This is a genomic window from Paraburkholderia sp. A1RI_3L (assembly GCF_048957895.1).
GTDB lineage: Bacteria > Pseudomonadota > Gammaproteobacteria > Burkholderiales > Burkholderiaceae > Paraburkholderia > Paraburkholderia kururiensis.
Map to the genome: position 1 here is coordinate 595,093 of NZ_JARCHA010000003.1, position 23,056 is coordinate 618,148.

At 65.0% G+C, this 23,056-nt stretch carries 22 protein-coding genes; 19 read left to right on the forward strand and 3 right to left on the reverse strand.

Features of this window, described 5'->3' with window-relative positions; all coding sequences use genetic code 11:
* Positions 1-8 precede the first annotated feature (8 nt).
* The 12 genes from uppS to PXJ20_RS12515 all read left to right on the forward strand — a co-directional run bounded on the left by uppS (position 9) and on the right by PXJ20_RS12515 (position 12,631).
* The gene (gene uppS, locus PXJ20_RS12460; protein ID WP_199541537.1) at positions 9-791 is read left to right on the forward strand and encodes a polyprenyl diphosphate synthase; all 783 of its coding nucleotides are present in this window, start codon (positions 9-11) and stop codon (positions 789-791) included.
* A complete protein-coding gene (locus PXJ20_RS12465; RefSeq protein WP_126875653.1) occupies positions 785-1,606 on the forward strand; it encodes a phosphatidate cytidylyltransferase in 822 nt (273 codons plus the stop codon). The genes uppS and PXJ20_RS12465 overlap by 7 nt, the downstream gene beginning before the upstream one ends.
* A gap of 10 nt (positions 1,607-1,616) precedes the next feature.
* Positions 1,617-2,822 carry a 1-deoxy-D-xylulose-5-phosphate reductoisomerase gene (locus PXJ20_RS12470; protein WP_421030839.1) on the forward strand — a complete coding sequence of 402 codons (1,206 nt, stop codon included), beginning with the start codon at positions 1,617-1,619 and terminating at the stop codon, positions 2,820-2,822.
* 7 nt (positions 2,823-2,829) lie between these two features.
* Positions 2,830-4,296 (forward strand): RIP metalloprotease RseP, encoded by a 1,467-nt coding sequence (gene rseP / locus PXJ20_RS12475; RefSeq protein WP_017778144.1) that lies wholly within the window; start codon positions 2,830-2,832, stop codon positions 4,294-4,296.
* Positions 4,297-4,362: 66 nt separating this feature from the next.
* Positions 4,363-6,666, forward strand: coding sequence for an outer membrane protein assembly factor BamA (bamA, locus tag PXJ20_RS12480; protein ID WP_421030840.1), 2,304 nt, complete (start codon positions 4,363-4,365; stop codon positions 6,664-6,666).
* Positions 6,667-6,680: 14 nt separating this feature from the next.
* Complete coding sequence (locus PXJ20_RS12485) at positions 6,681-7,214, forward strand: OmpH family outer membrane protein (protein ID WP_026122120.1); 534 nt, start codon at positions 6,681-6,683, stop codon at positions 7,212-7,214.
* Positions 7,215-7,237: 23 nt separating this feature from the next.
* Positions 7,238-8,314: a UDP-3-O-(3-hydroxymyristoyl)glucosamine N-acyltransferase gene (gene lpxD, locus PXJ20_RS12490; protein ID WP_126875649.1), complete on the forward strand. Its 1,077-nt coding sequence runs from the start codon at positions 7,238-7,240 to the stop codon at positions 8,312-8,314.
* A gap of 119 nt (positions 8,315-8,433) precedes the next feature.
* The gene (gene fabZ / locus PXJ20_RS12495; RefSeq protein ID WP_017778148.1) at positions 8,434-8,898 is read left to right on the forward strand and encodes a 3-hydroxyacyl-ACP dehydratase FabZ; all 465 of its coding nucleotides are present in this window, start codon (positions 8,434-8,436) and stop codon (positions 8,896-8,898) included.
* Positions 8,899-8,987: 89 nt separating this feature from the next.
* A complete protein-coding gene (gene lpxA / locus PXJ20_RS12500) occupies positions 8,988-9,776 on the forward strand; it encodes an acyl-ACP--UDP-N-acetylglucosamine O-acyltransferase (RefSeq protein WP_017778149.1) in 789 nt (262 codons plus the stop codon).
* A 3-nt stretch (positions 9,777-9,779) separates the two neighbouring features.
* On the forward strand, positions 9,780-10,949 hold the full coding sequence (gene lpxB / locus PXJ20_RS12505) for a lipid-A-disaccharide synthase (protein WP_017778150.1): 1,170 nt from the start codon (positions 9,780-9,782) through the stop codon (positions 10,947-10,949).
* Entirely contained in the window at positions 10,946-11,755 is an 810-nt protein-coding gene (gene rnhB / locus PXJ20_RS12510) for a ribonuclease HII (RefSeq protein ID WP_421030841.1), read from the forward strand. Before lpxB ends, rnhB begins: the two co-directional genes overlap by 4 nt.
* 90 nt (positions 11,756-11,845) lie before the next feature.
* The gene (locus tag PXJ20_RS12515) at positions 11,846-12,631 is read left to right on the forward strand and encodes a TrmH family RNA methyltransferase (protein ID WP_421030842.1); all 786 of its coding nucleotides are present in this window, start codon (positions 11,846-11,848) and stop codon (positions 12,629-12,631) included.
* Between the two features lie 21 nt (positions 12,632-12,652).
* Here the strand turns inward: PXJ20_RS12515 and ppsR are convergent, their stop codons facing one another.
* Positions 12,653-13,468 (reverse strand): posphoenolpyruvate synthetase regulatory kinase/phosphorylase PpsR, encoded by an 816-nt coding sequence (gene ppsR / locus PXJ20_RS12520; protein ID WP_017778153.1) that lies wholly within the window; start codon positions 13,466-13,468, stop codon positions 12,653-12,655.
* A 485-nt stretch (positions 13,469-13,953) separates the two neighbouring features.
* Between ppsR and ppsA the strand changes: the two genes are divergently transcribed.
* The 3 genes from ppsA to PXJ20_RS12535 all read left to right on the forward strand — a co-directional run bounded on the left by ppsA (position 13,954) and on the right by PXJ20_RS12535 (position 17,913).
* A complete protein-coding gene (gene ppsA, locus PXJ20_RS12525; RefSeq protein WP_413213732.1) occupies positions 13,954-16,353 on the forward strand; it encodes a phosphoenolpyruvate synthase in 2,400 nt (799 codons plus the stop codon).
* 138 nt (positions 16,354-16,491) lie between these two features.
* Positions 16,492-16,935 carry an NfeD family protein gene (locus tag PXJ20_RS12530; RefSeq protein WP_026122122.1) on the forward strand — a complete coding sequence of 148 codons (444 nt, stop codon included), beginning with the start codon at positions 16,492-16,494 and terminating at the stop codon, positions 16,933-16,935.
* Between the two features lie 45 nt (positions 16,936-16,980).
* Positions 16,981-17,913: an SPFH domain-containing protein gene (locus PXJ20_RS12535; protein ID WP_017778156.1), complete on the forward strand. Its 933-nt coding sequence runs from the start codon at positions 16,981-16,983 to the stop codon at positions 17,911-17,913.
* 129 nt (positions 17,914-18,042) lie between these two features.
* On the opposite strand, the gene smpB is transcribed toward PXJ20_RS12535, so the two are convergent.
* Entirely contained in the window at positions 18,043-18,489 is a 447-nt protein-coding gene (smpB, locus tag PXJ20_RS12540; RefSeq protein WP_017778157.1) for an SsrA-binding protein SmpB, read from the reverse strand.
* A gap of 112 nt (positions 18,490-18,601) precedes the next feature.
* Here smpB and PXJ20_RS12545 point away from each other — a divergent pair, with 112 nt between their 5' ends.
* Both PXJ20_RS12545 and PXJ20_RS12550 read left to right on the forward strand, forming a co-directional pair.
* Positions 18,602-19,039, forward strand: a complete 438-nt coding sequence (locus PXJ20_RS12545) for a type II toxin-antitoxin system RatA family toxin (RefSeq protein WP_026122123.1) — start codon at positions 18,602-18,604, stop codon at positions 19,037-19,039.
* A gap of 7 nt (positions 19,040-19,046) precedes the next feature.
* Positions 19,047-19,382, forward strand: a complete 336-nt coding sequence (locus PXJ20_RS12550; protein WP_277597913.1) for an RnfH family protein — start codon at positions 19,047-19,049, stop codon at positions 19,380-19,382.
* Between the two features lie 90 nt (positions 19,383-19,472).
* Here the strand turns inward: PXJ20_RS12550 and PXJ20_RS12555 are convergent, their stop codons facing one another.
* On the reverse strand, positions 19,473-20,462 hold the full coding sequence (locus PXJ20_RS12555; RefSeq protein ID WP_421030843.1) for a DMT family transporter: 990 nt from the start codon (positions 20,460-20,462) through the stop codon (positions 19,473-19,475).
* 258 nt (positions 20,463-20,720) lie between these two features.
* Here PXJ20_RS12555 and guaB point away from each other — a divergent pair, with 258 nt between their 5' ends.
* Together guaB and PXJ20_RS12565 are read left to right on the forward strand one after the other, a co-directional pair.
* The gene (gene guaB, locus PXJ20_RS12560) at positions 20,721-22,181 is read left to right on the forward strand and encodes an IMP dehydrogenase (protein ID WP_017778161.1); all 1,461 of its coding nucleotides are present in this window, start codon (positions 20,721-20,723) and stop codon (positions 22,179-22,181) included.
* Between the two features lie 5 nt (positions 22,182-22,186).
* A complete protein-coding gene (locus tag PXJ20_RS12565) occupies positions 22,187-22,999 on the forward strand; it encodes a hypothetical protein (RefSeq protein ID WP_421030844.1) in 813 nt (270 codons plus the stop codon).
* The last annotated feature ends 57 nt before the right edge of the window (positions 23,000-23,056 follow it).

Sequence of the window (23,056 nt, forward strand, 5' to 3'; positions counted from 1 at the left end):
CGACGGCCATGACCTATACCAGCTCAACCGTTCGCGTGCCTGATGTGGCTGCTGTCCCGCGTCACATCGCGATCATCATGGACGGCAACGGCCGTTGGGCGACGCAGCGCCGGCTGCCGCGCGTCGCCGGTCATACGCGGGGCGTCGACGCGGTACGCGCCACGGTGGAAGCGTGCGCGCGCCGCGGGGTTCAGTACCTGACGCTGTTCGCGTTCAGCTCCGAGAACTGGCGCCGGCCGACCGACGAAGTCTCGTTCCTGATGCGTCTGTTCGTCACGGCGCTCGAACGCGAGATCGGCAAACTCCACGCAAACGGTATCCGGCTGCGTGTGGTGGGCGATCTGTCGATGTTCGACGCCCGCATTCAGGACCTCATCCGCCGCGCGGAAACGAAAACCGCCCGCAACACGCGTCTCACGCTCACCATTGCCGCCAACTACGGCGGCCGTTGGGACATCATGCAGGCGACGAGGAAACTGGTCGAAGAGGCGGCGCAAACGGGCAATGTGGTGCCGGTCAACGAAGACACGTTCGCCCAGCATCTGGCCATGGCCTACGCGCCCGAGCCCGATCTCTTCATTCGCACCGGCGGCGAGCAGCGCATCAGCAACTTCCTGCTTTGGCAACTCGCCTATACCGAGTTCTACTTCACCGACACCTACTGGCCGGATTTCGACGCGGATGCGCTCGGCCACGCCATCGCTTCGTACGCGGAGCGCGAGCGGCGCTTCGGTCGCACCAGTGCGCAGCTGGAGCCGCAATCGCAAAACGTCGATCCTCTTCCATGCTAAAAACCCGTGTCATCACGGCACTCGTTCTGCTGGCTGTCTTCCTGCCGGTCACGCTGTTTGCGCCCATCGGCGCGTTCGGTGCGCTGATCGGCTTCGTCGTGGTGTTCGCCGCCTGGGAATGGGCACGGCTTCTGAAGGCAGGCGGTGTGGTGCCCGTGCTGTACGCGGTGGTCGCCGGCCTCGCCGTGGTGGCCAGCACGCGCCTCTCCGATACGCGGCCGCTCTTCGAAGCGGCCGCGATCTTCTGGGTGATCGCCGGACCCTATGCGCTGGTGCGCAAGCCGGCGCTGGCCGAGGGGGCCTGGCGGCCGTTCCTGTTCGTCGCGGGCCTCGTGCTGTTCGCGGCCTGCTGGCATGCGCTCGTAGCGGCTCGCGCAGCCGGCGTGGCGTTCGTGCTGTCGCTGCTGCTCGTCGTCTGGCTCGCCGATATCGGCGCATACTTCTCGGGTAAGGCCTTCGGCCGCCACAAGCTGGCGCCCGCCATCAGTCCCGGCAAGACCTGGGAAGGCGCCGCGGGCGGCTGGCTCGCGGTCATGGTCATCTCGACGGCCGCCGCGACACTGCACGCGTTCGAGCCGACCCTTTATTCAACGCTCTTCGCGCACGCGGGCCCTGTCCGGGCGCTCCTCGCGCTCACGGTGCTGGTCGCATTCAGCGTGGTGGGCGACCTGTTCGAGTCGCTGCTCAAGCGCCAGGCAGGCGTGAAGGACTCCAGCGGCCTTCTGCCGGGGCACGGCGGCGTCCTCGACCGTATCGACGCACTGCTTCCGGTGCTGCCGCTGGCCATGCTTATCGTCGGCCGCAGCGCCGGCTAGAGAAAGAATCATGCAAAAACGACTGACATTGCTCGGTTCCACGGGCTCGATCGGAGACAGCACGCTCGACGTCGTCGCGCGGCATCCGGAACGTTTCTCGGTCTACGCGCTTACGGCGCACCGCAACGGCGACAAGCTGGTCGAGCAGTGCCTGCGCTTCGCGCCCGAGGTGGCGGTCGTCGGCGACGCCGAAACCGCGGCGCGGGTGGAAGCGAAGCTGCGCGCCGCAGGCAGCAAGACCGAGGTCACGTGGGGCCCGCAGGCGCTCGTCGACGTTTCGAAGAGCGATGGGTGCGATACCGTGGTCGCCGCGATCGTCGGTGCGGCGGGCCTCGCTCCCACGCTTGCGGCCGCTCGCGCCGGCAAGCGCATCCTGCTCGCGAACAAGGAAGCCCTTGTGATGTCCGGCGCCATCTTCATGGATGCCGTGCGCGATCACCATGCAGTGCTCCTGCCCGTCGACAGCGAGCACAACGCGATCTTCCAGTGTCTGCCGCGCGAGGCGGCGCTGCACGGCGGCGTCTCGAAGATCATCCTGACCGCGTCCGGCGGTCCGTTCCGTACACGCGAACCCGCCACGCTCGCCAACGTGACGCCGGAAGAGGCGTGCAAGCATCCGAACTGGGTGATGGGCCGCAAGATTTCGGTCGACTCGGCCACGATGATGAACAAGGGCCTCGAGGTCATCGAGGCGCATTGGCTCTTCGGTTTGCCGGGTGAGCGCATCGACGTGCTGATCCATCCGCAGAGCGTGATCCATTCACTCGTCTCGTATGCCGACGGTTCGGTGCTCGCACAACTCGGCAACCCCGACATGCGCACGCCGATCGCTCATGCGCTCGCGTTTCCGGAGCGCGTCGATTCGGGCGTCGCGCAGCTCGACCTTGCCGAAATCGCGACGTTGTCGTTCGAGAAGCCGAACTATGAGCGCTTCCCGTGTCTCGCGCTCGCCATGAAGGCGCTGGCCGAGGGCGGCGTGGCGAGCGCCGCGCTCAACGCGGCCAACGAGGTCGCGGTCGACGCTTTCCTCGCGCGCCGCATTTCTTTCATGGCTATCGCGCAGACTGTCGACGCCGTGCTCAACGCGCTGCCGAACCGGCGCGCCACGAGTCTCGGCGATGTGCTGGATGCCGACGCGGCGGCTCGCCGGGCAGCGGCATCGTTCATCGACGGTTTGCCTGCCGGCGCGCGCCATCTGGAGCGCGTGGCGCAGTGAGGCGCTTATGAATCTGCTCACCGAACTGGTCGCCTTCATCGTTGCGATCGGCGTGCTCGTGGTCGTTCACGAGTATGGCCACTACAGCGTCGCGCGCTTGTGCGGCGTCAAGGTACTGCGTTTTTCGATCGGCTTTGGCAAGCCGCTCGCGCGTTGGGTGAGCAAGAAGACGGGCGTCGAGTGGGTGGTGGCAGCGCTGCCGCTGGGCGGCTACGTCAAGATGCTCGACGAGCGCGAGGTGGTCGAGGACGCGGTGCCGATTCCCGCTGAAGACCTGCCGCGTGCCTTCAACCGCCAGGCCGTCGGCAAGCGGATCGCCATCGTTGCGGCGGGGCCGTTTGCCAACTTCCTGCTTGCCATCGTCTTGTTCGCGGCCGTGTTCGCAACGGGTGTGACGGAGCCCGTCGCCATCGTAGCCGCACCCCCCGCAGGGACCGTTGCGGCACAAGCTGGCTTTGAAGGCGGCGAGAAGATCGTCGCCATCCGCGATGCCAACGGCGCGCAGGCCGAGCCGGTGCGATCGTGGTCCGATCTGCGCTGGAAGCTGCTGGGTGCCGCGCTCGACCACGAGCGCGTGGTGCTGTCGGCGCGTGACGGACAGGGCACGTATGACTTTCCGGTCAACCTTGCAGGCCTCTCCAGTCAGGATCTCGACGACGACTTCATGTCGAAGCTCGGCTTCGACGTGGGCGGCGCGACGTTGCGCGTGGCGGCTGTCGAGCCGGGTAGCGCGGCACAGCGGGCGGGGCTTGCGGCCGGCGACACGCTGCGCCGCATGGACGGTCGTCCCGTGGACAGCGCGGAAAGCTTCATCGCGTATGTGAAGGCGCACGCCGGCAAGCCGGTGGTGCTGGAGGTGGAGCACGGTGCGCCGCAGCAAACGCAGCAGAAAGCGGGTGCGAGCGACGCCGCAAACAAGAGCGTGGAGCGCGCGCGCGCCGCCGCCGTGCCGGTCCAGCCAACAAGCCAACTGACCGTCGTGCCCGCGTCGCAGCGCGATGACGAAACCGGCCAGAGCGTAGGCCGCATCGGCGCGGCGCTTGCCACAGATGCACCTTCGGTGGACGTTCATTACGGGCCGATCGAGAGCGTTCGCCTGGGCGCCACGCGCACCTGGGACATCGCGATCTACTCGCTGCGGATGTTCGGCCGCATGATTACGGGCGAAGCGTCGCTCAAGAATCTCTCGGGTCCGGTGACGATTGCCGACTACGCGGGCAAGAGCGCACGCCTCGGTCCCTCTGCATTCCTGTCGTTCCTGGCCCTTGTCAGCATCAGCCTCGGCGTGCTTAATCTGCTACCAATTCCGGTATTGGACGGGGGGCATCTGTTATATTATCTGGTTGAGGCTGTAACGGGCAAAGCCGTTTCCGATCGTTGGCAGCTGGTACTCCAGAGAGCGGGGCTTGCCTGCATCGTCGCCTTGTCGGCGATTGCGCTTTTTAACGATCTGGCTCGTTTAATCCACTTTTAAAGAAGTCCGGCGGCGTCCAGCGACAGCCGTCCGGTCTGATGCAGCTATACATACTGGGGAAGCACGTTGTTTAGACCTCATCGCTTGGTTCCGAAAACGGTTGTTGCCGCAGCGTTTGCGGCGCATGGACTGGTGGCACACGCAACGACACCTTTCGTGGTACAGGACATCCGGATCGAGGGGCTGCAGCGCGTCGAACCCGGCACCGTGTTTTCCTACCTGCCCATCAAGCAAGGCGAGACGTTCACCGACGAAAAGGCTTCCGAAGCCATCCGCGCGCTCTATGCGACGGGCTTCTTCAACGACGTGAAGATTGCCACCGAGGGCAACGTCGTGATCGTCCAGGTGGCCGAGCGGCCCGCAATCGGCACCATCGACTTCTCCGGCCTGCACGAGTTCGACAAGGACAACCTCACCAAGGCGCTGCGCTCGGTGGGTCTCTCGCAGGGTCGTTACTACGACAAGGCGCTCGTCGATCGCGCCGAGCAGGAACTGAAGCGCCAGTACCTTACGCGCGGCTTCTACGCCGCCGAGGTCACGACCACGGTCACGCCGATCGACCGCAACCGCGTTGCGATCCTGTTCGCCGTGGTGGAAGGGCCGAGCGCGAAGATCCGCCAGATCAACTTCATCGGCAACAGGACGTTCAAGTCGAGCACGCTGCTCGACGAGATGCAGCTCTCCACGCCGAACTGGTTCTCCTGGTATACCAAGAACGACCTGTACTCAAAGGAAAAGCTCACGGGCGACCTCGAGAACGTGCGCTCGTACTACCTGAACCGCGGTTACCTCGAATTCAACATCGAGTCGACCCAGGTCTCCATCTCGCCCGACAAGAAGGACATGTACCTGACCATCACGGTGCATGAGGGCGAGCCGTACACGGTGTCGAGCATCAAGCTCGCGGGCAATCTGCTCGACCGCGAGGCGGAGCTCAACAAGCTCGTCAAGATCAAGCCGGGCGACCGCTTCTCGGCCGAAAAGCTGCAGGCCACGACGAAGGCCATCGTCGACAAGCTTGGCGAATACGGCTATGCGTTCGCGACCGTGAACGCGGTGCCGCAGATCGATCAGGAACATCACAAGGTCGACCTCACACTGCAGGTGGACCCGAGCCGCCGCGTCTACGTGCGCCGCATCAACGTGAACGGCAACACGCGCACGCGCGATGAAGTGGTGCGCCGCGAAATGCGCCAGCTCGAAAGCTCGTGGTTCGATTCGAACCGCCTCGCACTGTCGAAGGACCGCATCAACCGTCTCGGCTACTTCACGGACGTGGATGTCACCACTGTCCCCGTGGAAGGCACCGCAGACCAGGTTGACGTCGACGTGAAGGTCACGGAAAAGCCGACCGGTGCCATTACGCTGGGCGCGGGCTTCTCGTCCACCGACAAGGTGGTGCTTTCGGCGGGCGTCTCGCAGGACAACGTGTTCGGCTCGGGTACGAGCCTCTCGGTCAACGTCAACACGGCGCGCAGCTACCGCACGCTGACGGTCACGCAGGTCGACCCGTACTTCACGGTGGACGGCATCAAGCGCATTACCGACGTCTACTACCGTACGTACCAGCCGCTCTACTACTCGACCAATTCGAGCTTCCGCATCATCACGGCCGGCGCCGACCTCAAGTTCGGCATCCCGTTCTCGGAAGTCGATACGGTGTATTTCGGCACGGGCTTCGAGCAGAACCGGCTCGACGTCGACTCGGCCACGCCGCAAAGCTATATCGACTACGTGAACAACTTCGGCCGCGTGTCGAGCAATGTGCCCCTCACGCTCGGCTGGTCGCGCGATGCGCGCGACAGTGCACTCGTGCCGAGCCGCGGCTACTTCACGCAGGCGAACGCGGAGTACGGCACGCCGATCGCCGGCACCCAGTACTACAAGGCCGATATCCAGGCGCAGTACTATTACTCGTTTGCGCGTGGCTTCGTGCTCGGCTTCAACTTCCAGGGCGGTTACGGCAACGGCCTCGGCGGCAAGCCGTACCCGATCTTCAAGAACTACTACGCGGGCGGTATCGGTTCGGTGCGGGGCTACGAGCCGAGCTCGCTGGGTCCGCGCGACGCCAAGACGAACGACCCGATCGGCGGTTCGAAGCTGCTGGTCGGCAACATCGAGCTGACGTTCCCGCTGCCGGGCACCGGCTATGACCGCACGCTGCGTGTGTTCACCTTCCTCGACGGCGGTAACGTCTGGGGCACGGAAGGCAACAGCATCGGTGCGAACGGTCTGCGTTACGGCTACGGTGTCGGCCTCGCGTGGATCTCGCCCATCGGCCCGCTCAAGCTGAGCCTCGGCTTCCCGCTCGTGAAACACACGGGCGACCAGTATCAGAAGTTCCAGTTCCAGATCGGGACGGCGTTCTAATCGAGAGGATGACTTTGCTAACGGGTATGTCTTTCAAACGTGTGGCCTGGGCCCTGTCGCTGGCAGCGGCCCTGGGTGTGAGCGCCGCAGCCCACGCCCAGGAAGCGAAGATTGCGGCGGTCAATTCGGACCGTATCCTGCGCGAATCCGCTCCCGCCAAGGCCGCGCAGAGCAAGCTCGAGGCCGAGTTCGCGAAGCGCGACAAGGATCTGCAGGACATGGCGCAGCGCCTGAAGTCGATGTCCGATTCGCTCGACAAGAACGGCACGTCGTTGTCGGCCGCAGACCGCGCACAGAAGCAGCGCGACCTGTCGCAGCTCGATACGGACTTCCAGCGCAAGCAGCGCGAGTTCCGTGAAGACCTGAATCAGCGGCGCAACGAAGAACTCGCCGCGGTGCTCGACCGTGCGAACAAGGTGATCAAGCAGATTGCCGAGCAGCAGCACTACGACCTGATCGTGCAGGAAGCGGTGTACGTGAGCCCACGCATCGACATTACCGACCAGGTGCTCAAGGCGCTTGCGGCGTCGGGCGGCAACGCCAACTGAAAAGCAGGAGCAGTACGCGCACCATGGCATTTACGCTCGAGGAAATCGTCCGGCGGTTCGGCGGTGAAGTAGTCGGCGACCCGTCGCATCGCGTGGGCAGCCTGGCTCCGCTGGATCAGGCCGGCCCGCTTCAACTGGCGTTCCTCGCGAACCCGAAGTACCTGTCGCAGGTCGAGACCACCCAGGCGGGCGCTGTCCTCATTTCGGCCGACGACCTCGCGAAGCTCGCGGCCCGCGAAGGCCGTAACTTCATCGTCACGCCGAATCCCTACGCTTATTTCGCTCGCGTGGCGCAGGCGTTCATCGACCTCGCCGCGCCCAAAGTGGCGCCGGGCGTGCATCCTTCCGCCACGGTCGATGCATCGGCGAAGATTGCCGCGAGCGCGGTGATCGGGCCCAACGTGACGGTCGAAGCGGGCGCTGTGATCGGCGAGAACGTGCGTCTCGACGCGAATGTGTTCGTCGGGCGCGGCACGCAGATTGGCGAAGGCTCGCATCTGTATCCGAACGTGGCGGTGTATTACGGCTGCCGCATCGGCGAGCGCGCGATCGTTCACGCGGGCGCCGTGATCGGCTCGGACGGTTTCGGCTTCGCCCCTGACTTCACGGGCGAGGGCGACGCGCGCACGGGCAGTTGGGTCAAGATTCCGCAAGTGGGCGGCGTCGCGATCGGGCCGGACGTGGAGATCGGCGCGAACACGACGATCGACCGCGGCGCGATGGCGGACACCGTGATCGAAGAATGCGTGAAGATCGACAACCTCGTGCAGATCGGTCACAACTGCCGCATCGGCGCGTACACCGTGATCGCCGGCTGTGCCGGCATCGCGGGCAGCACCACGATCGGGCGGCATTGCATGATTGGCGGCGCGGTCGGCATCGCGGGTCACGTGACGCTGGCCGACTATGTGATCGTCACGGCGAAGTCGGGCGTGTCCAAGTCGCTCTTGAAGCCGGGCATGTACACGAGCGCGTTCCCCGCCGTGGATCACGCCGACTGGAACCGCAGCGCCGCGCTGATGCGCAATCTCGACAAGCTGCGCGACCGGATCAAGGCGCTCGAAGCGGCTGCGGCCGCGAAGACGCCGGACGAAACGTAAGCGACGGCGCAGCCGCGCCGTCCCGCCAACGAGCGGAGGTCGCGGGAACCGCGTGTTCCCCGGCCGCATGAGCCTTTCCGCAGTCATCACCGCGCAGTCAATGCGTGAGCAGAAACACCATGAGCACCGAAAAGATCAATCTCGACATCCATAAGATTCTCACGCTGCTGCCGCATCGCTATCCGATCCTGCTCGTCGACCGGGTGCTCGAGCTCGAGCCGCACAAGAGTATCAAGGCGCTGAAGAACGTCTCGATTAACGAGCCGTACTTCATGGGGCATTTCCCGTCGCGTCCGGTCATGCCCGGCGTGCTGATTCTGGAAGCGCTTGCACAGACGGCGGCGCTCCTCACGTTCGCCGAGGCGCCGCAGGATCCGGAAAACACGCTGTACTACTTCGTCGGCATCGACGGTGCGCGCTTCAAGCGCGTCGTGGAGCCGGGCGACCAGCTGATTCTGAACGCTACGTTCGAGCGCTACCTGCGCGGCATCTGGAAGTTCAAGGCGCGCGCCGAGGTGGATGGCGTCGTGGCGGCAGAAGCCGAGCTGATGTGCACGGTCAAGAACGTCGAGCCGGGCAAGTAAAGGCGGCTGCGACAACGGCTGCCAAGGGCCTGCACGGGCAGGGCGCGAGTTGGCAGAACGAGAAGCAGCAGAACGAGAAGCGAGGACGCATGAGCAGGATTCATCCCACTGCGATCGTCGAGCCGGGCGCGCAGCTCGACGAAACGGTCGAGATCGGACCGTATGCGGTTGTTGGCGCGAACGTCACGATTGGCGCGGGCACCACGATCGGCTCGCATACGGTGGTCGAAGGCCACACCACGATCGGCGTGGACAACCGGATCGGCCATTTCGCGTCGGTCGGCGGCCGCCCTCAGGACATGAAGTACAAGGGCGAACCCACGCGGCTCGTGATCGGCGACCGTAACACCATTCGCGAATTCACCACGCTCCACACGGGCACGATTCAGGACACGGGCGTCACCGTCATCGGCGACGACAACTGGATCATGGCGTACGTGCACGTCGGCCACGACTGCCGGCTCGGCAACAACGTGATCATGTCGAGCAACGCACAGCTGGCGGGGCACGTGATCGTGGAAGACTACGCCGTGGTGGGCGGCATGTCGGGCGTGCACCAGTTCGTGCGCATCGGCGCGCATTCCATGCTGGGCGGCGCTTCGGCGCTCGTGCAGGACATTCCGCCGTTCGTCATCGCCGCGGGCAACAAGGCTGAACCGCACGGCATCAACGTCGAAGGGCTACGCCGCCGCGGCTTTTCGCCCGATGCGATCTCGGCGTTGCGTTCGGCCTACCGTCTGCTGTACAAGAATGGCCTGTCGCTCGAAGAGGCCAAGGTGCAGCTGCGCGAACTCGCCTCGGCGGGCGGCGACGGCGACGCGCCGGTGAAGGCGTTCGTCGACTTCGTCGAAGCGTCGCAACGCGGCATCATCCGCTAGGCGATGGCGCTGCAGACCCGTCCGCTGCGGCTCGCGATGGTGGCCGGCGAACCGTCCGGCGACCTGCTGGCCGCGTCGCTGCTCAAGGGCCTGCAAGGGCGCCTCGAAGGCACGACGCAGTACTACGGCATCGGCGGCCCTCGCATGATCGCCGAGGGCTTCGAGGCGCACTGGCCCATGGAGAAGCTGACGGTGCGCGGTTACGTCGAGGCGCTGCGGCACATCCCCGAGATTCTCGGCATCCGTAACGAGCTGAAGCGGCAACTGCTGGCCGACCCGCCGGATGCGTTCGTCGGCGTCGATGCGCCCGACTTTAATTTCGGTCTCGAGCAACCGCTGCGCGAAGCGGGCATTCCGACGGTCCATTTCGTGTGTCCTTCGATCTGGGCATGGCGCGGTGGCCGTATCAAGAAGATCGCGAAGTCGGTGGATCACATGCTTTGCGTGTTCCCGTTCGAGACCGCGATTCTCGAGAAGGCGGGCGTGGCCGCGTCGTACGTGGGCCATCCGCTCGCCGACGAAATTCCCCTCGAACCCGACACGGTAGGCGCGCGTCGCGTACTCGGCCTGCCGGAGAGCGGTCCCGTCATCGCCGTGCTGCCCGGCAGCCGACGCTCGGAAATCGGCCTGATCGGGCCTACGTTCTTCGAGGCCATGGCGCTCATGCAACAACGCGAGCCCGGCGTGCGCTTCGTGATGCCGGCGGCCACGCCGGCGCTGCGCGCGCTGCTGCAGCCGCTGGTCGACGCACATCCTGGGCTCGCGCTCACGGTGGTGGACGGCCAGTCGCAGGTCGCCATGACGGCCGCCGACGCGATCCTCGTGAAGAGCGGTACGGTCACGCTGGAAGCGGCGCTGCTGAAGAAGCCGATGGTCATCTCGTACAAGGTGCCCTGGCTCACGGGCCAGATCATGCGCCGCCAGGGGTATCTGCCTTACGTCGGGCTGCCCAACATTCTCGCGGGGCGCTTCGTCGTGCCCGAACTGCTTCAGCATTTCGCGACGCCCGAAGCGCTCGCGGATGCCACGCTGACCCAGTTGCGCGACGACGCGAACCGTCGCACGCTCAAGGAAATCTTCACGGAGATGCATCGCGTGCTGAAGCAGAACACGTCGCAGCGTGCTGCCGAAGTCGTGGCGGGCATTGTCGAAAAGCGCAGGAGGCGCGCATGAGGGGCCGCCGGAAAACCGGTGACCGCGCGACTCAGGCGGGGCTCGAGTTCAACGCGCCGGAAGACATCGTCTGCGGCGTGGACGAAGCGGGCCGTGGGCCGCTCGCCGGTCCCGTGGTGGCGGCTGCGGTCATTCTCGATCGCGCGCGACCCATTCGCGGCCTCGACGATTCGAAGGTCTTGAGCGCAAAAAAGCGTGAAGCGCTCTACGAGAAGATCGTGACGCGAGCGGTGGCGTATTGCGTGGCGTCGGCATCGGTAGAGGAAATCGACACGCTGAACATCCTGCACGCCACAATGCTCGCGATGAAGCGCGCCGTGGAAGGTCTCGGCGTGACGCCGACGCTCGCGCGCATCGACGGCAACCGGTGTCCCGTGCTCGCGGTGCGAAGCGAAGCCGTGATCGGCGGCGACGCGCTCGTGCCCTCCATCTCGGCCGCGTCGATTCTCGCGAAGGTCACGCGCGACCGGATGCTGCTGGAGTTGCACGAAACCTTCCCGATGTACGGCTTCGACGCCCATGCGGGCTACGGCACGCCGCAGCATCTTGCCGCGCTGCGTGAGCATGGCCCGTGCGAGCACCACCGGCGGTCGTTTGCGCCGGTGCGCGAGGCCTACGCGCTGCACGGCCTGTCGTTGGTGCTGCCGGGCCGCGAAAACGTTGTGTCGGCGGTTGTTTCCGCAGGCGACGCGGATCTGGACGATGCGTTTGCCGTCGCGTCGGCTGATGGCCTCGCCGGCGTAGCCAAACGGCAGCGCCCGTCACAAGCGCAACCCCAGCCGGACGACGGCACCGCACCGTTCTGAATTACCTCGGCGCCGCATCGGCGCTGTTTCTTCGTCCCATCTTCTTGCCGCGCGCCCACCAGAGCCTTGTGGGCGCCCTCGTGAAAGCCCGTGAAAACGCTTACCTCGCGCGACAATCCGCTCTACAAACGCCTGAAGGCGCTGGCCGGCTCGACTCATCAGCAGCGGCGCAGCGGTCAGGCGCTGCTCGAAGGGTTCCATCTCGCGCGAGCCTACCTGGACGCGGCAGGGCAGCCGCAGACCTGCATCGTGACCGAAGGGGCGCTGCGCCATGACGAGGCGCAGGAAATCATCGCGCGCATCGATCCACAGCATGTCGTGATGCTGCCCGACGCGCTCTTTGGCCAGTTATCCAATGTCGTGAACGGCGTGGGGTTGCTGCTGCTCGTCGACCGGCTTGTCCCCGGGATGCCCGAGCGCGTGGCGCAGACCTGCGTCGTGCTCGACGGCATTCAGGATGCGGGCAACGTGGGTTCGATTCTGCGGAGCGCGGCAGCGGCCGGCATCCAGCATGTCTTCTGCGGTCCCGGCACCGCGTACGCGTGGTCGTCCAAGGTGTTGCGCTCCGGCATGGGCGCGCATTTCCTGATGAACATTCATGAGGACGTGGAGACGTCCACACTGATCGAGCGGCTCGACGTACCGGTTGCGATCACCGACTCGCACGGCAGCGCGGCGATCTACGACAGCGATCTGTCCGGACCGCTTGCGTGGGTGTTCGGCAACGAAGGGGCGGGGGTATCGGCGGCGTGGCGTCAGGCCGCCGCGCACAGGATGACCATTCCGCAACCAGGCGGCATGGAGTCACTCAACGTCGCGGCGGCGGCGGCCGTGTGTCTCTTCGAGCAGTGCCGCCAGCAGCGGCACCGCGAATGAGCACGCTCCTTCGGACGGCGGTCAGTACGCCGGCTTGTCCAGCCTGATTTCCTGCAGGATGGTGGTGGCGATTTCTTCGATCGACTTGTGCGTCGACGAGAGCCACTTGATGCCTTCGCGCCGCATCATCGCTTCAGCTTCGTTGATCTCGTAGCGGCAGTTTTCCAGCGCCGCGTACTTGCTGCCCGGGCGCCGCTCGTTGCGGATTTCGGAGAGGCGTTGCGGGTCGATGGAGAGCCCGAAGATCTTCGTCCGGTGCGCGAGCAACGGCGTGGGCAGCTTGCCGCGTTCGAAATCTTCGGGAATCAGCGGGTAATTGGCAGCCTTCACGCCGTACTGCATGGCGAGATAGAGACTGGTCGGCGTCTTGCCGCTGCGCGACACGCCGACGAGGATCACATCCGCATCCGTCAGATTGCGGTTCGACTGGCCATCGTCGTGGGCGAGCGAAAAGTTGATCGCCTCGATGCGGTTCTTGTATTCGTCGGTGTCCGCGTTCTGGTGGCCGCGGCCCATCGCGTGGCTCGACTTGAGTTCCAGTTCCTGCTCGAGCGGCTCGACGAAGGTCTGGAACATGTCCAGCACGAGCGCATTCGATCCCTTCACGATCTGGTTCGAGCCGCTGTTCACGAGCGTCGTGAAGACGATTGGCCGGCGGCCGTCGTGAATCGCCGATTCGTTGATCTTTTCGACGGTCACGTAGGCCTTCTCCGTAGAGTCGACGAACGGCACGCGCACGAGGCGGAACTTCTGATCGAACTGGGAGAGGATGGAATGCGCGAAGGTCTCGGCAGTGATTCCAGTACCGTCGGAGACGATGAATACGGTGGGCGGCATCGGTAGAAGCTAAAACGTCAAGCGCGGCAGCGCCCGGTGTGGCAAGGAGAAGGATCGGCCCGAAGGCCGCGCCGTGAAGGCCTTGAACGCGAGAGATCGTGTTCGTGCACCCATTCGAGGCGTTGTTCGTGCCGGCTGACACATTTCGGCACTCGGCACGGTAGAATAGCGGCAACCTGTTGGATAAGCAATTGCAGGCGAACCACGCCGAATTGCCGTCGATCCCGCGTCGTTCTGTCGCAAATATGCACAGACTCGCGGTAATTTCGGCGAATCTTGCGCTTCATCGTGCTATCGCAGTCGGCTTTGCCGGCTCCCCGCAAGGCATAGCGCTGGAGGGCCGCCAGTAGTGGCGGCTGCAAGACCTCCGCCGCCGGCGATTGCTTCTCCAACAGGTTGCGCAAGGTGCGACACGCTTCCAATGAGCCTGTCGCGCGTAAGCCCACTTGCGCAATCGAGCATTTTTTTCACACTTAGGGGCTTGTATGACTAACGCAGTTAACGTCGCAAAGGATGAGGCGTATGTAGTTCCGTTCGAACAGTTGCGGATGACCGACGTGGAAATCGTGGGCGGCAAGAACGCGTCGCTCGGCGAGATGATCAGCCAGCTCGCCGAAGCCGGTGTGCGCGTGCCGACCGGTTTCGCCACCACGGCGCTCGCGTTCCGCGACTTCCTCCGACACAACAACCTCACCGAACGTATTGCGAAACGTCTCGACACGCTCGACGTCGACGACGTGAAGGCGCTTGCCGCCGCGGGCAAGGAGATCCGCGAGTGGATCGTGGCTGCGCCGATGCAGCCTCGTCTCGAAGAGGAAATTCGCGCCCAGTTCGACACGCTGCAAAAAGGCTCGCCCGGCGAGCTGTCTTTTGCCGTGCGCTCGTCGGCTACGGCCGAAGACCTGCCCGACGCCTCGTTCGCCGGTCAGCAGGAAAGCTACCTCAACGTGGTCGGTATCGAAGACGTGCTCGACCGCATGAAGCACGTGTTCGCGTCGCTCTACAACGATCGCGCCATCTCGTATCGCGTCCACAAGGGCTTCACGCACGCGGAGGTCGCCCTGTCGGCCGGCGTGCAGCGCATGGTGCGCTCGGACGTGGGCGCGGCGGGCGTGATGTTCACGCTGGACACCGAATCGGGCTTCAAAGAGGCCGTGTTCATCACCTCGAGCTACGGCCTGGGCGAAACGGTCGTGCAGGGCGCGGTGAATCCGGACGAGTTCTACGTCTTCAAGACCACGCTCGCGCAGGGCAAGTCGCCCATCATCCGCCGCTCCATCGGCTCCAAGCTGATCAAGATGGAATTCACGCAGCCAGGCGAGCCGGGCCGTGTGAAGACCGTCGACGTGCCGCACGAGCAGCGCAACCGCTTCTCGATCACGGACGACGACGTCATCGAACTGGCGAAGTACGCGGTCATCATCGAAAAGCACTACCAGCGTCCCATGGACATCGAGTGGGGCAAGGACGGCCGCGACGGCAAGATATTCATCCTGCAGGCGCGCCCTGAAACGGTGAAGAGCCAGTCGCACGGCAAGATCGAGCAGCGCTTCAAGCTCAAAGGCCAGTCGCCGGTGCTTGCCACGGGCCGTGCCATCGGCCAGAAGATCGGCGCGGGCCGCGTGCGCGTGATTCACGATCCGTCCGAAATGGAACGCGTGCAGCCCGGCGACGTGCTGGTGGCCGACATGACCGACCCGAACTGGGAGCCGGTGATGAAACGCGCCTCGGCGATCGTCACGAATCGCGGCGGCCGGACGTGTCACGCCGCCATCATCGCGCGCGAACTCGGCGTACCCGCCGTGGTGGGTTGCGGCGACGCGACCGACGTGCTGAAGGACGGCTCGCTCGTTACCGTGTCGTGCGCGGAAGGCGACGAAGGCCGCATCTACGACGGCCTGCTCGAGACCGAAGTGACCGAAGTGCAGCGCGGTGAGCTGCCGCCGGTGCCGGTCAAGATCATGATGAACGTCGGCAATCCGCAACTCGCGTTCGACTTCTCGCAGTTGCCGAACGAAGGCGTGGGTCTTGCTCGTCTCGAATTCATCATCAACAACAACATCGGCGTGCACCCGAAGGCGATTCTCGAGTATCCGAACGTCGACGCGGATCTCAAGAAGGCGGTGGAAAGCGTGGCGCGCGGCCATGCGTCGCCGCGTGCGTTCTACGTGGACAAGCTCGCGGAAGGCATTGCGACGATCGCGGCCGCGTTCTATCCGAAGCCCGTCATCGTGCGTCTGTCGGACTTCAAGTCCAACGAGTACAAGAAGCTGATCGGTGGGTCGCGTTACGAGCCGGACGAGGAAAATCCGATGCTGGGCTTCCGCGGCGCGTCGCGCTACATCGCGGAAGACTTCGCGCAGGCGTTCGAGATGGAGTGCATCGCATTGAAGCGCGTGCGCGAGGAGATGGGTTTGACGAACGTCGAGATCATGGTGCCGTTCGTGCGTACGCTCGGTCAGGCGGAGCGCGTGGTCGGTCTGCTCGCGAAGTTTGGTCTCAAGCGCGGCGAGAACGGCCTGCGTCTCATCATGATGTGCGAAGTGCCGTCCAACGCGATTCTGGCCGAAGAATTCCTGCAGCACTTCGACGGCTTCTCGATCGGTTCGAACGACCTCACGCAGCTCACGCTCGGCCTCGACCGCGATTCGGGCATGGAGCTGCTGGCGGTGGACTTCGACGAGCGCGATCCCGCGGTGAAGTTCATGCTGAAGCGCGCCATCGACACCTGCCGCCGCCTCGACAAGTACGTGGGCATCTGCGGCCAGGGGCCGTCCGACCATCCGGACTTCGCGAAGTGGCTCGCCGACGAGGGTATCGCCTCGATTTCGCTGAATCCGGACACGGTCATCGAAACGTGGCAGGCGCTCGCCCAGGCGAAGTAATTCACGAGCGCATCTGCGGCGTTCGGCAAGTGCTGTCGCTTGCCGAACGCCGCGGCGAAGAAAGCGCCCGATTCGTGCTGCAACACGTGCTATAACACCCCGGTCAATCCGGGGTGTTTTCGTTTGGGGGGGATCGTCGTGGCCATTCACGGACTGTTCTGGTGGGTCGGCGCGGGGGCGATGATCGTGCTGGAGTTGATGAGCGGCACGTTCTATCTGTTGATGATCGCGCTCGGCTTCATTGCCGCGGGGCTCGCGCAGTGGAGCGGCGCGCCAGTCGAAGTGCAGCTCGCCGTGGCTGCGCTGGTGGCGCTCGTCGCCGTGCTGGCGCTGCGTCGCTCGCGCTTCGGGCGGCTGCGGCGCAAAGACGCAGCGCACAATCCGGACGTCAATATCGACATCGGGTCGCCGCTCACGGTGACGGCCTGGCGCGACCGTCGGGCACGGGCGATGTACCGCGGCGCGCAGTGGGACGTGGAGCTCGCGCCGGGCGAACCGGAGGACGCGCACTTCTACGAGATCACCGCGCTGCGCGGCAGTTGCCTCGTCGTCGCGGCGCGCAAGCATGGGTCGCCCGCCTGACGGGGCGCAATAGAAAAAGCGCAGCACAACAAACGGAGAACAACCATGGAAATACCAGTCGTCGGGCTGATCGTGCTCGTGATCGTCGTGGTGCTGATCGCGCAGACCATCAAGATCGTGCCGCAGCAGCATGCATGGGTGCTGGAGCGGCTCGGGCGCTATCACGCCACGCTGACGCCGGGGCTCAACTTCGTGCTGCCGTTCATCGACCGCGTGGCCTATCGGCACGTGCTCAAGGAGATTCCGCTCGACGTGCCGAGCCAGGTTTGTATCACGCGCGACAACACGCAGCTCCAGGTGGACGGCGTGCTGTACTTCCAGGTGACGGACCCGATGAAGGCGTCGTACGGATCGAGCAACTTCGTCTTCGCCATCACGCAGTTGTCGCAGACCACGCTGCGCTCGGTGATCGGCAAGCTCGAACTCGACAAGACTTTCGAGGAGCGCGATTTCATCAATCACAGCGTGGTGTCCGCGCTCGATGAAGCTGCCTCCAACTGGGGCGTGAAGGTGCTGCGCTACGAGATCAAGGACCTCACGCCGCCGAAGGAAATTCTCCACGCCATGCAGGCGCAGATCACCGCGGAGCGCGAGAAGCGGGCGTTGATCGCCGCATCCGAGGGACGCAAGCAGGAACAGATCAACCTGGCCGCGGGCGCGCGCGAAGCGGCGATCCAGAAGTCCGAAGGCGAGCGGCAGGCGGCGATCAACCAGGCGCAAGGGCAGGCGGCAGCGATTCTCGCGGTGGCCGAGGCGAACGCGCAGGCCATCCAGAAAATCGCCGCGTCGATCCAGTCCGAAGGCGGCATGGAAGCCGTCAACCTGAAGGTGGCCGAGCAGTACGTGAACGCGTTCGGCAATCTCGCGAAGCAGGGCAACACGCTGATCGTGCCCGGCAATCTGGCCGACATGGGATCGATGATCGCCTCGGCGCTCACCATCGTGAAGGGCAAAGGCAGCGAGGTGCGCGGCAGCTAACCGCGCTGGAGCCTTCGCCATGCAAAACGGCCCGCGCGTTGCGGGCCGTGCTGTTTTGCGGGGGGTGTCCGGCAATTCACGCCGCGTTATACGGCTTGCCGCCCGGAAAGAGGGCGGCTTCGACGACGTTCAGCCCGGCGTGCGCATGAGCCGCGCCTTTTCGCGTTCCCAGTCGCGCTTTTTCTCCGTCTCGCGCTTGTCGTGCTGCTTCTTGCCCTTCGCGAGGCCGATCTCGCATTTCACTCGTCCGCCCTTGTAGTGGAAGTTCAGCGGCACGAGCGTGTAGCCGCGTTGCTCCACCTTGCCGATCAGCTTGCTGATCTCGTTGCCGTGCAGAAGCAGCTTGCGCGTGCGGACCGGGTCGGGCTTGATGTGCGTGGACGCTTCTGGCAGCGGGCTGATGTGCGCCCCGATCAGGAACAGTTCGCCGTCGCGAATCACCACGTAGCCTTCCTTGATCTGCGAGCGGCCCGCGCGTATCGCCTTGACTTCCCATCCTTCCAGCACGAGCCCCGCCTCGTAGCGTTCCTCGATGAAGTAATCGAAGAAGGCCTTCCTGTTGTCGATGATGCTCATGAAATATGGAAAGTGCCCAACTCGTTTAAAATTGTGATTTTAGCAAAGCGGGCCGGCAATCGTGGCGCGGGCCCGTCGCTGCTGCCCAATCCTCGCCGCCTGCCGTGCATTTATGGCTGATGTCCAGAAAACCGTGTTGATACGCCATTCGGCGGAACAGATGTTCGACCTCGTCACCGACGTTGCCGACTACCCCAACTTCCTGCCCTGGTGCGGTGGCGTGGAAATTCGCCACAAGGACGAAAACGGAATGGAGGCGCGCATCAACATCCATTTCAAGGGCATCAAGCTCCATTTCGCCACGCATAACACGCAGCAACGGCCCACGCGCATCGACATGGACTTCGCGGACGGCCCGTTTCGCAAGTTCACGGGCTACTGGCGCTTCACGCCGCTGCGCGCCGACGCCTGCAAGATCGAATTCGCGCTGCACTACGAATTCACGAGCATCGTGCTCGAGAAGATCATTGGGCCCGTCTTCAATCACATCGCCAACACGTTCGTGGAGTCGTTCGTGAAGCGCGCGGATCAGCGGTACGGGCGGGCGTGAGCGCGGCATGACTACGAAGCGGCTCACCATCGACGTCTGCTACGCGCTGCCCGACGCGCAGACACTCCTCACCGTCGACCTTCCCGAAGGCGCCACGCTGCGCGACGCGCTCGACGCGAGCGGCATTCTGTCGCGGCACCCTGACATCGACCTCACGCGGCAGAAGACCGGGGTGTTCGGCAAGCTCAAGCCGCTCGACGCGCCGCTTGCCGATCACGACCGCGTGGAGATCTACCGGTCGCTGATCGTCGATCCGAAGCTGGCCCGTCAGCGGCGCGTCGACAAAACGCGCCGCGAAGGCTCGATCGAAGGGCGCAAGTGGTTGCCCAAGGATTCGCGGTAAGCGGGCAGGTCGCGCCGCCTACGGAGCGCTTCCAGCGCTCCTTCAGTCCCGCCTCGCGCCGTGCGTCTTCAGAGCGCGATCCGTGCATCATCAATGCGCCGCAGCCTGCGCCTTTTCCTCGATCGACTGCCCGTCGCCCCCATCCTCGTTTCCGTGTTGGCGGACTGACCAGCTCACGCCAGCCACCAGCAGCACGATGGCGGCAATCTCGAGCGGCCGCGGCAGCCGGTGGTCGTAGATAAACGCGTAGAGCAGCGCAAAGAGCGTCTCGAAGACGATCAACTGGCCGGAGAGCGTGAGCGGCAACCGCCGCGACGCCGCGTTCCATAGCCCATTGCCGAGCCACGACGCGCCGATCGCGAGCCCGAGATTCAAGGCCCAGAACAGATGCCAGCGCGGTGTCGGCAGCGCCGTCTGCACGGTGCCGGCGGGCAGTAGCGCGATAGCGCCCCACATGACGAGGCCGAGCGCGCCCGTCACCACGCCCCACAGCACCGACCATTCGTTGCCGCTGAAATGCTGGATGCGCCGCAGGCAGCGGGCGTTCTCGACTGCGAACCAGGTCCAGCACGCAAGCGCCCCCACCGCGCAGGCGATGCCGGCGAGCTTCGTCAGCGTGTCGTGACCCGCTGCGTCGCCCGTCGTGCCGCCCGTGGAGAACAGGTCGACGTTGATGCAGACGATGCCCGCCACCACCATCGCGAGCGGCCAGACGAGACGGGAAAGCGGCACGGCGCCGTGGTCGCGCCGGCCGAGCAGGGTCACGCTCACCGGCAACACGCCGACAATCAGCGACGACGGTGCGATGCCGACCATGTGGACGGCACCCGTGAGCAGCAGGTAATAGAGCAGGTTGCCGACCACGGCGAGCTTGACCAGTGCGGCGAGGTCCTCGCGCGTGAGGCGGCCCGGCACGGTGCGGATCATCGGCAGCAGCGCCGCAAGCGAGACGAGCCCGTACATCACGTAGCGGCCCGAACTCAGCAGGAAGGGCGAAAAATCCGACAATTGACGGGGTACGAGAAACACCATGCCCCATAACGCACCGGCGAGAACGCCGTACATCACACCGCGCTGCATCTGGAATCCCGGAAACGGTCAAACGAGGCGCGCAGCTTAACAGTCTGGGCGACGCGCGGTCTTGTTCGATCCTGCAACGGGCCGGCGGCGACCGAACGCAAAAACGAAAACCGATCGAACGGCAGGCGAACCGCAAAGCGAATTTTTCGCGCCGGACACCTCAAAAAATTTCGGCAAAACGTCGCTAAGCTGCTGTTCGTGCAGTGAAAACCGGGGAGGTATCGCGTATAATCTGCTTTTGCGCCTATAGGATTTGCCATGCGTCTGATCCAGAAAGCACTCACGTTCGATGATGTGCTCCTCGTCCCGGCCTTCTCCGACGTTCTGCCGCGCGACACCAGCCTGAAGACCCGCCTGACCCGCAACATCTCCCTGAACATCCCGCTCGTGTCCGCAGCCATGGACACCGTGACCGAAGGGCGGCTCGCCATCGCCATGGCGCAGCAGGGTGGCGTGGGCATCGTCCACAAGAACCTCACGCCTGCCGAGCAGGCGCGCGAAGTCGCAAAGGTCAAGCGCTTCGAGTCGGGCGTGGTGCGCGACCCCATCACCGTGCCGCCGCAGATGAAGGTGCGCGACGTCATGGCGCTTTCGCAGCAGCATGGCATTTCGGGTTTTCCGGTGGTCGAAGGCGCACAGTTGATCGGCATCGTGACCAACCGCGACCTGCGCTTCGAAACCCGCCTCGACGAACCGGTGCGCACGATCATGACGCCGCGCGAGCGGCTCGTCACCGTGAAGGAAGGCGCGCCGCTTTCCGAAGCCAAGTCGCTCATGCATAGCCACCGTCTGGAGCGCGTGCTCGTGGTGAACGACGCGTTCGAGCTGCGCGGCCTCATGACGGTCAAAGACATCACCAAACAAACCGAACACCCGGCCGCCTGCAAGGACGAGCACGGCAAGTTGCGCGCCGGCGCTGCGGTCGGCGTGGGCCCGGACAACGAAGAGCGGGTCGAACTGCTCGTGCAGGCCGGCGTGGACGTCATCGTCGTCGACACGGCGCACGGCCACAGCAAAGGCGTGCTGGAACGCGTGCGCTGGGTCAAGAAGAACTACCCGCAGGTCGAGGTGATCGGCGGCAACATCGCCACTGCGGACGCCGCGAAGGCGCTCGTCGAATACGGCGCGGACGCAGTGAAGGTCGGCATCGGCCCCGGCTCCATCTGCACGACGCGCATCGTGGCGGGCGTGGGCGTGCCGCAGATCAGCGCAATCGCGAACGTTGCGGACGCGCTGCGCGGCACCGGCGTGCCGGTGGTCGCGGACGGCGGCGTGCGCTACTCGGGCGACGTCTCCAAGGCCATCGCGGCCGGCGCGAACGCCGTGATGATGGGCAGCATGCTGGCGGGCACCGAAGAGTCGCCGGGCGACGTGTTCCTGTACCAGGGGCGCCAGTACAAGTCGTACCGCGGCATGGGTTCGGTAGGCGCGATGAAGGACGGCGCCGCGGACCGCTACTTCCAGGACAACTCCGCCAACATCGACAAGCTGGTGCCGGAAGGCATCGAAGGTCGAGTCGCCTACAAGGGCTCGGTCAACGCGATCCTGTTCCAGCTGATTGGCGGCGTGCGAGCCAGCATGGGCTACTGCGGTTGCCGCACTATCGAGGAAATGCACGAGAAGGCCGCATTCGTGGAAATCACGGCGGCGGGCATGCGCGAGTCGCACGTGCATGACGTGCAGATCACCAAGGAAGCGCCGAACTACCACGTGGACTGACGCCAATGAAGCCACTGCTGCGCGCTGTGCTGATTGTCGATGCGCTGTTGCTGCTGACGTTCGGGGTGCTGTTTCTGCTTACGCCCTGGACGTCGCTCTACAACGCCTTGCAGCTCGTGCAGCCGCAGCCGGCGTTCGTCGGCCAGGCGTTCGGCCTCGCGCTCGTCGGGCTGGCGTGGCTCGCCTTGCATGCGTCGATCGACGGGGCGATGACGTCTACGGTGGCCAAGGTGGCGGGGCACGTCGAGTGGCTGAGCGGCGTGGTGATGCTGGTCTGGCTGATCGGCCTGCATACGCCGTCGTTGACGGGATTCGGACAGCTCGTGGCAGGGCTTGCTGCTGTGGGGTTGCTCGTGCTCGGGCTGGGTAGCGTGCGGCTGGCCTCGGCCGTACGCAGGCGCGAGAAGGCACGCGTGGCAGAAGACGCGACGGCTGCTCGTTCTGCGAAGCCGGCGCCGCAAGGTGCGCCTGCCGTCAGCGGAAGTGAGCCCGCATTCAATGCCGCGCGCTATCGGGTTGAGCCCGCCGTAGTCGAGCCGGCTCGCCCCGAACCGGCGCCCGTTTATCACTCCGCGAGCGCTGCGCCAGGCCCTTCGGCAACCATGAGCGAAGCGCCCGTGAGTCCGGCTACCGGCCATCCTGTCGAACCCGGTCTCACCGCTGCCGCGGGGCGCGACGAGACGCAGGAAAGGGCGAGTGCAGCGGCCGGCCAGGGGGCGGCGAGCGAGACGACGGCGGCTGGAAGCACCACCAGCGCAGCCCGCGACGAAGCCCGCAGGGAGGCCGCGGGCGCCCCGCGGCCGCCGTTCCATGGCTGACGCCACGCGAAAGACTCGGCCCGCTCCAAAGCAGTCGCAATCCGTCCGCGCCCGGCA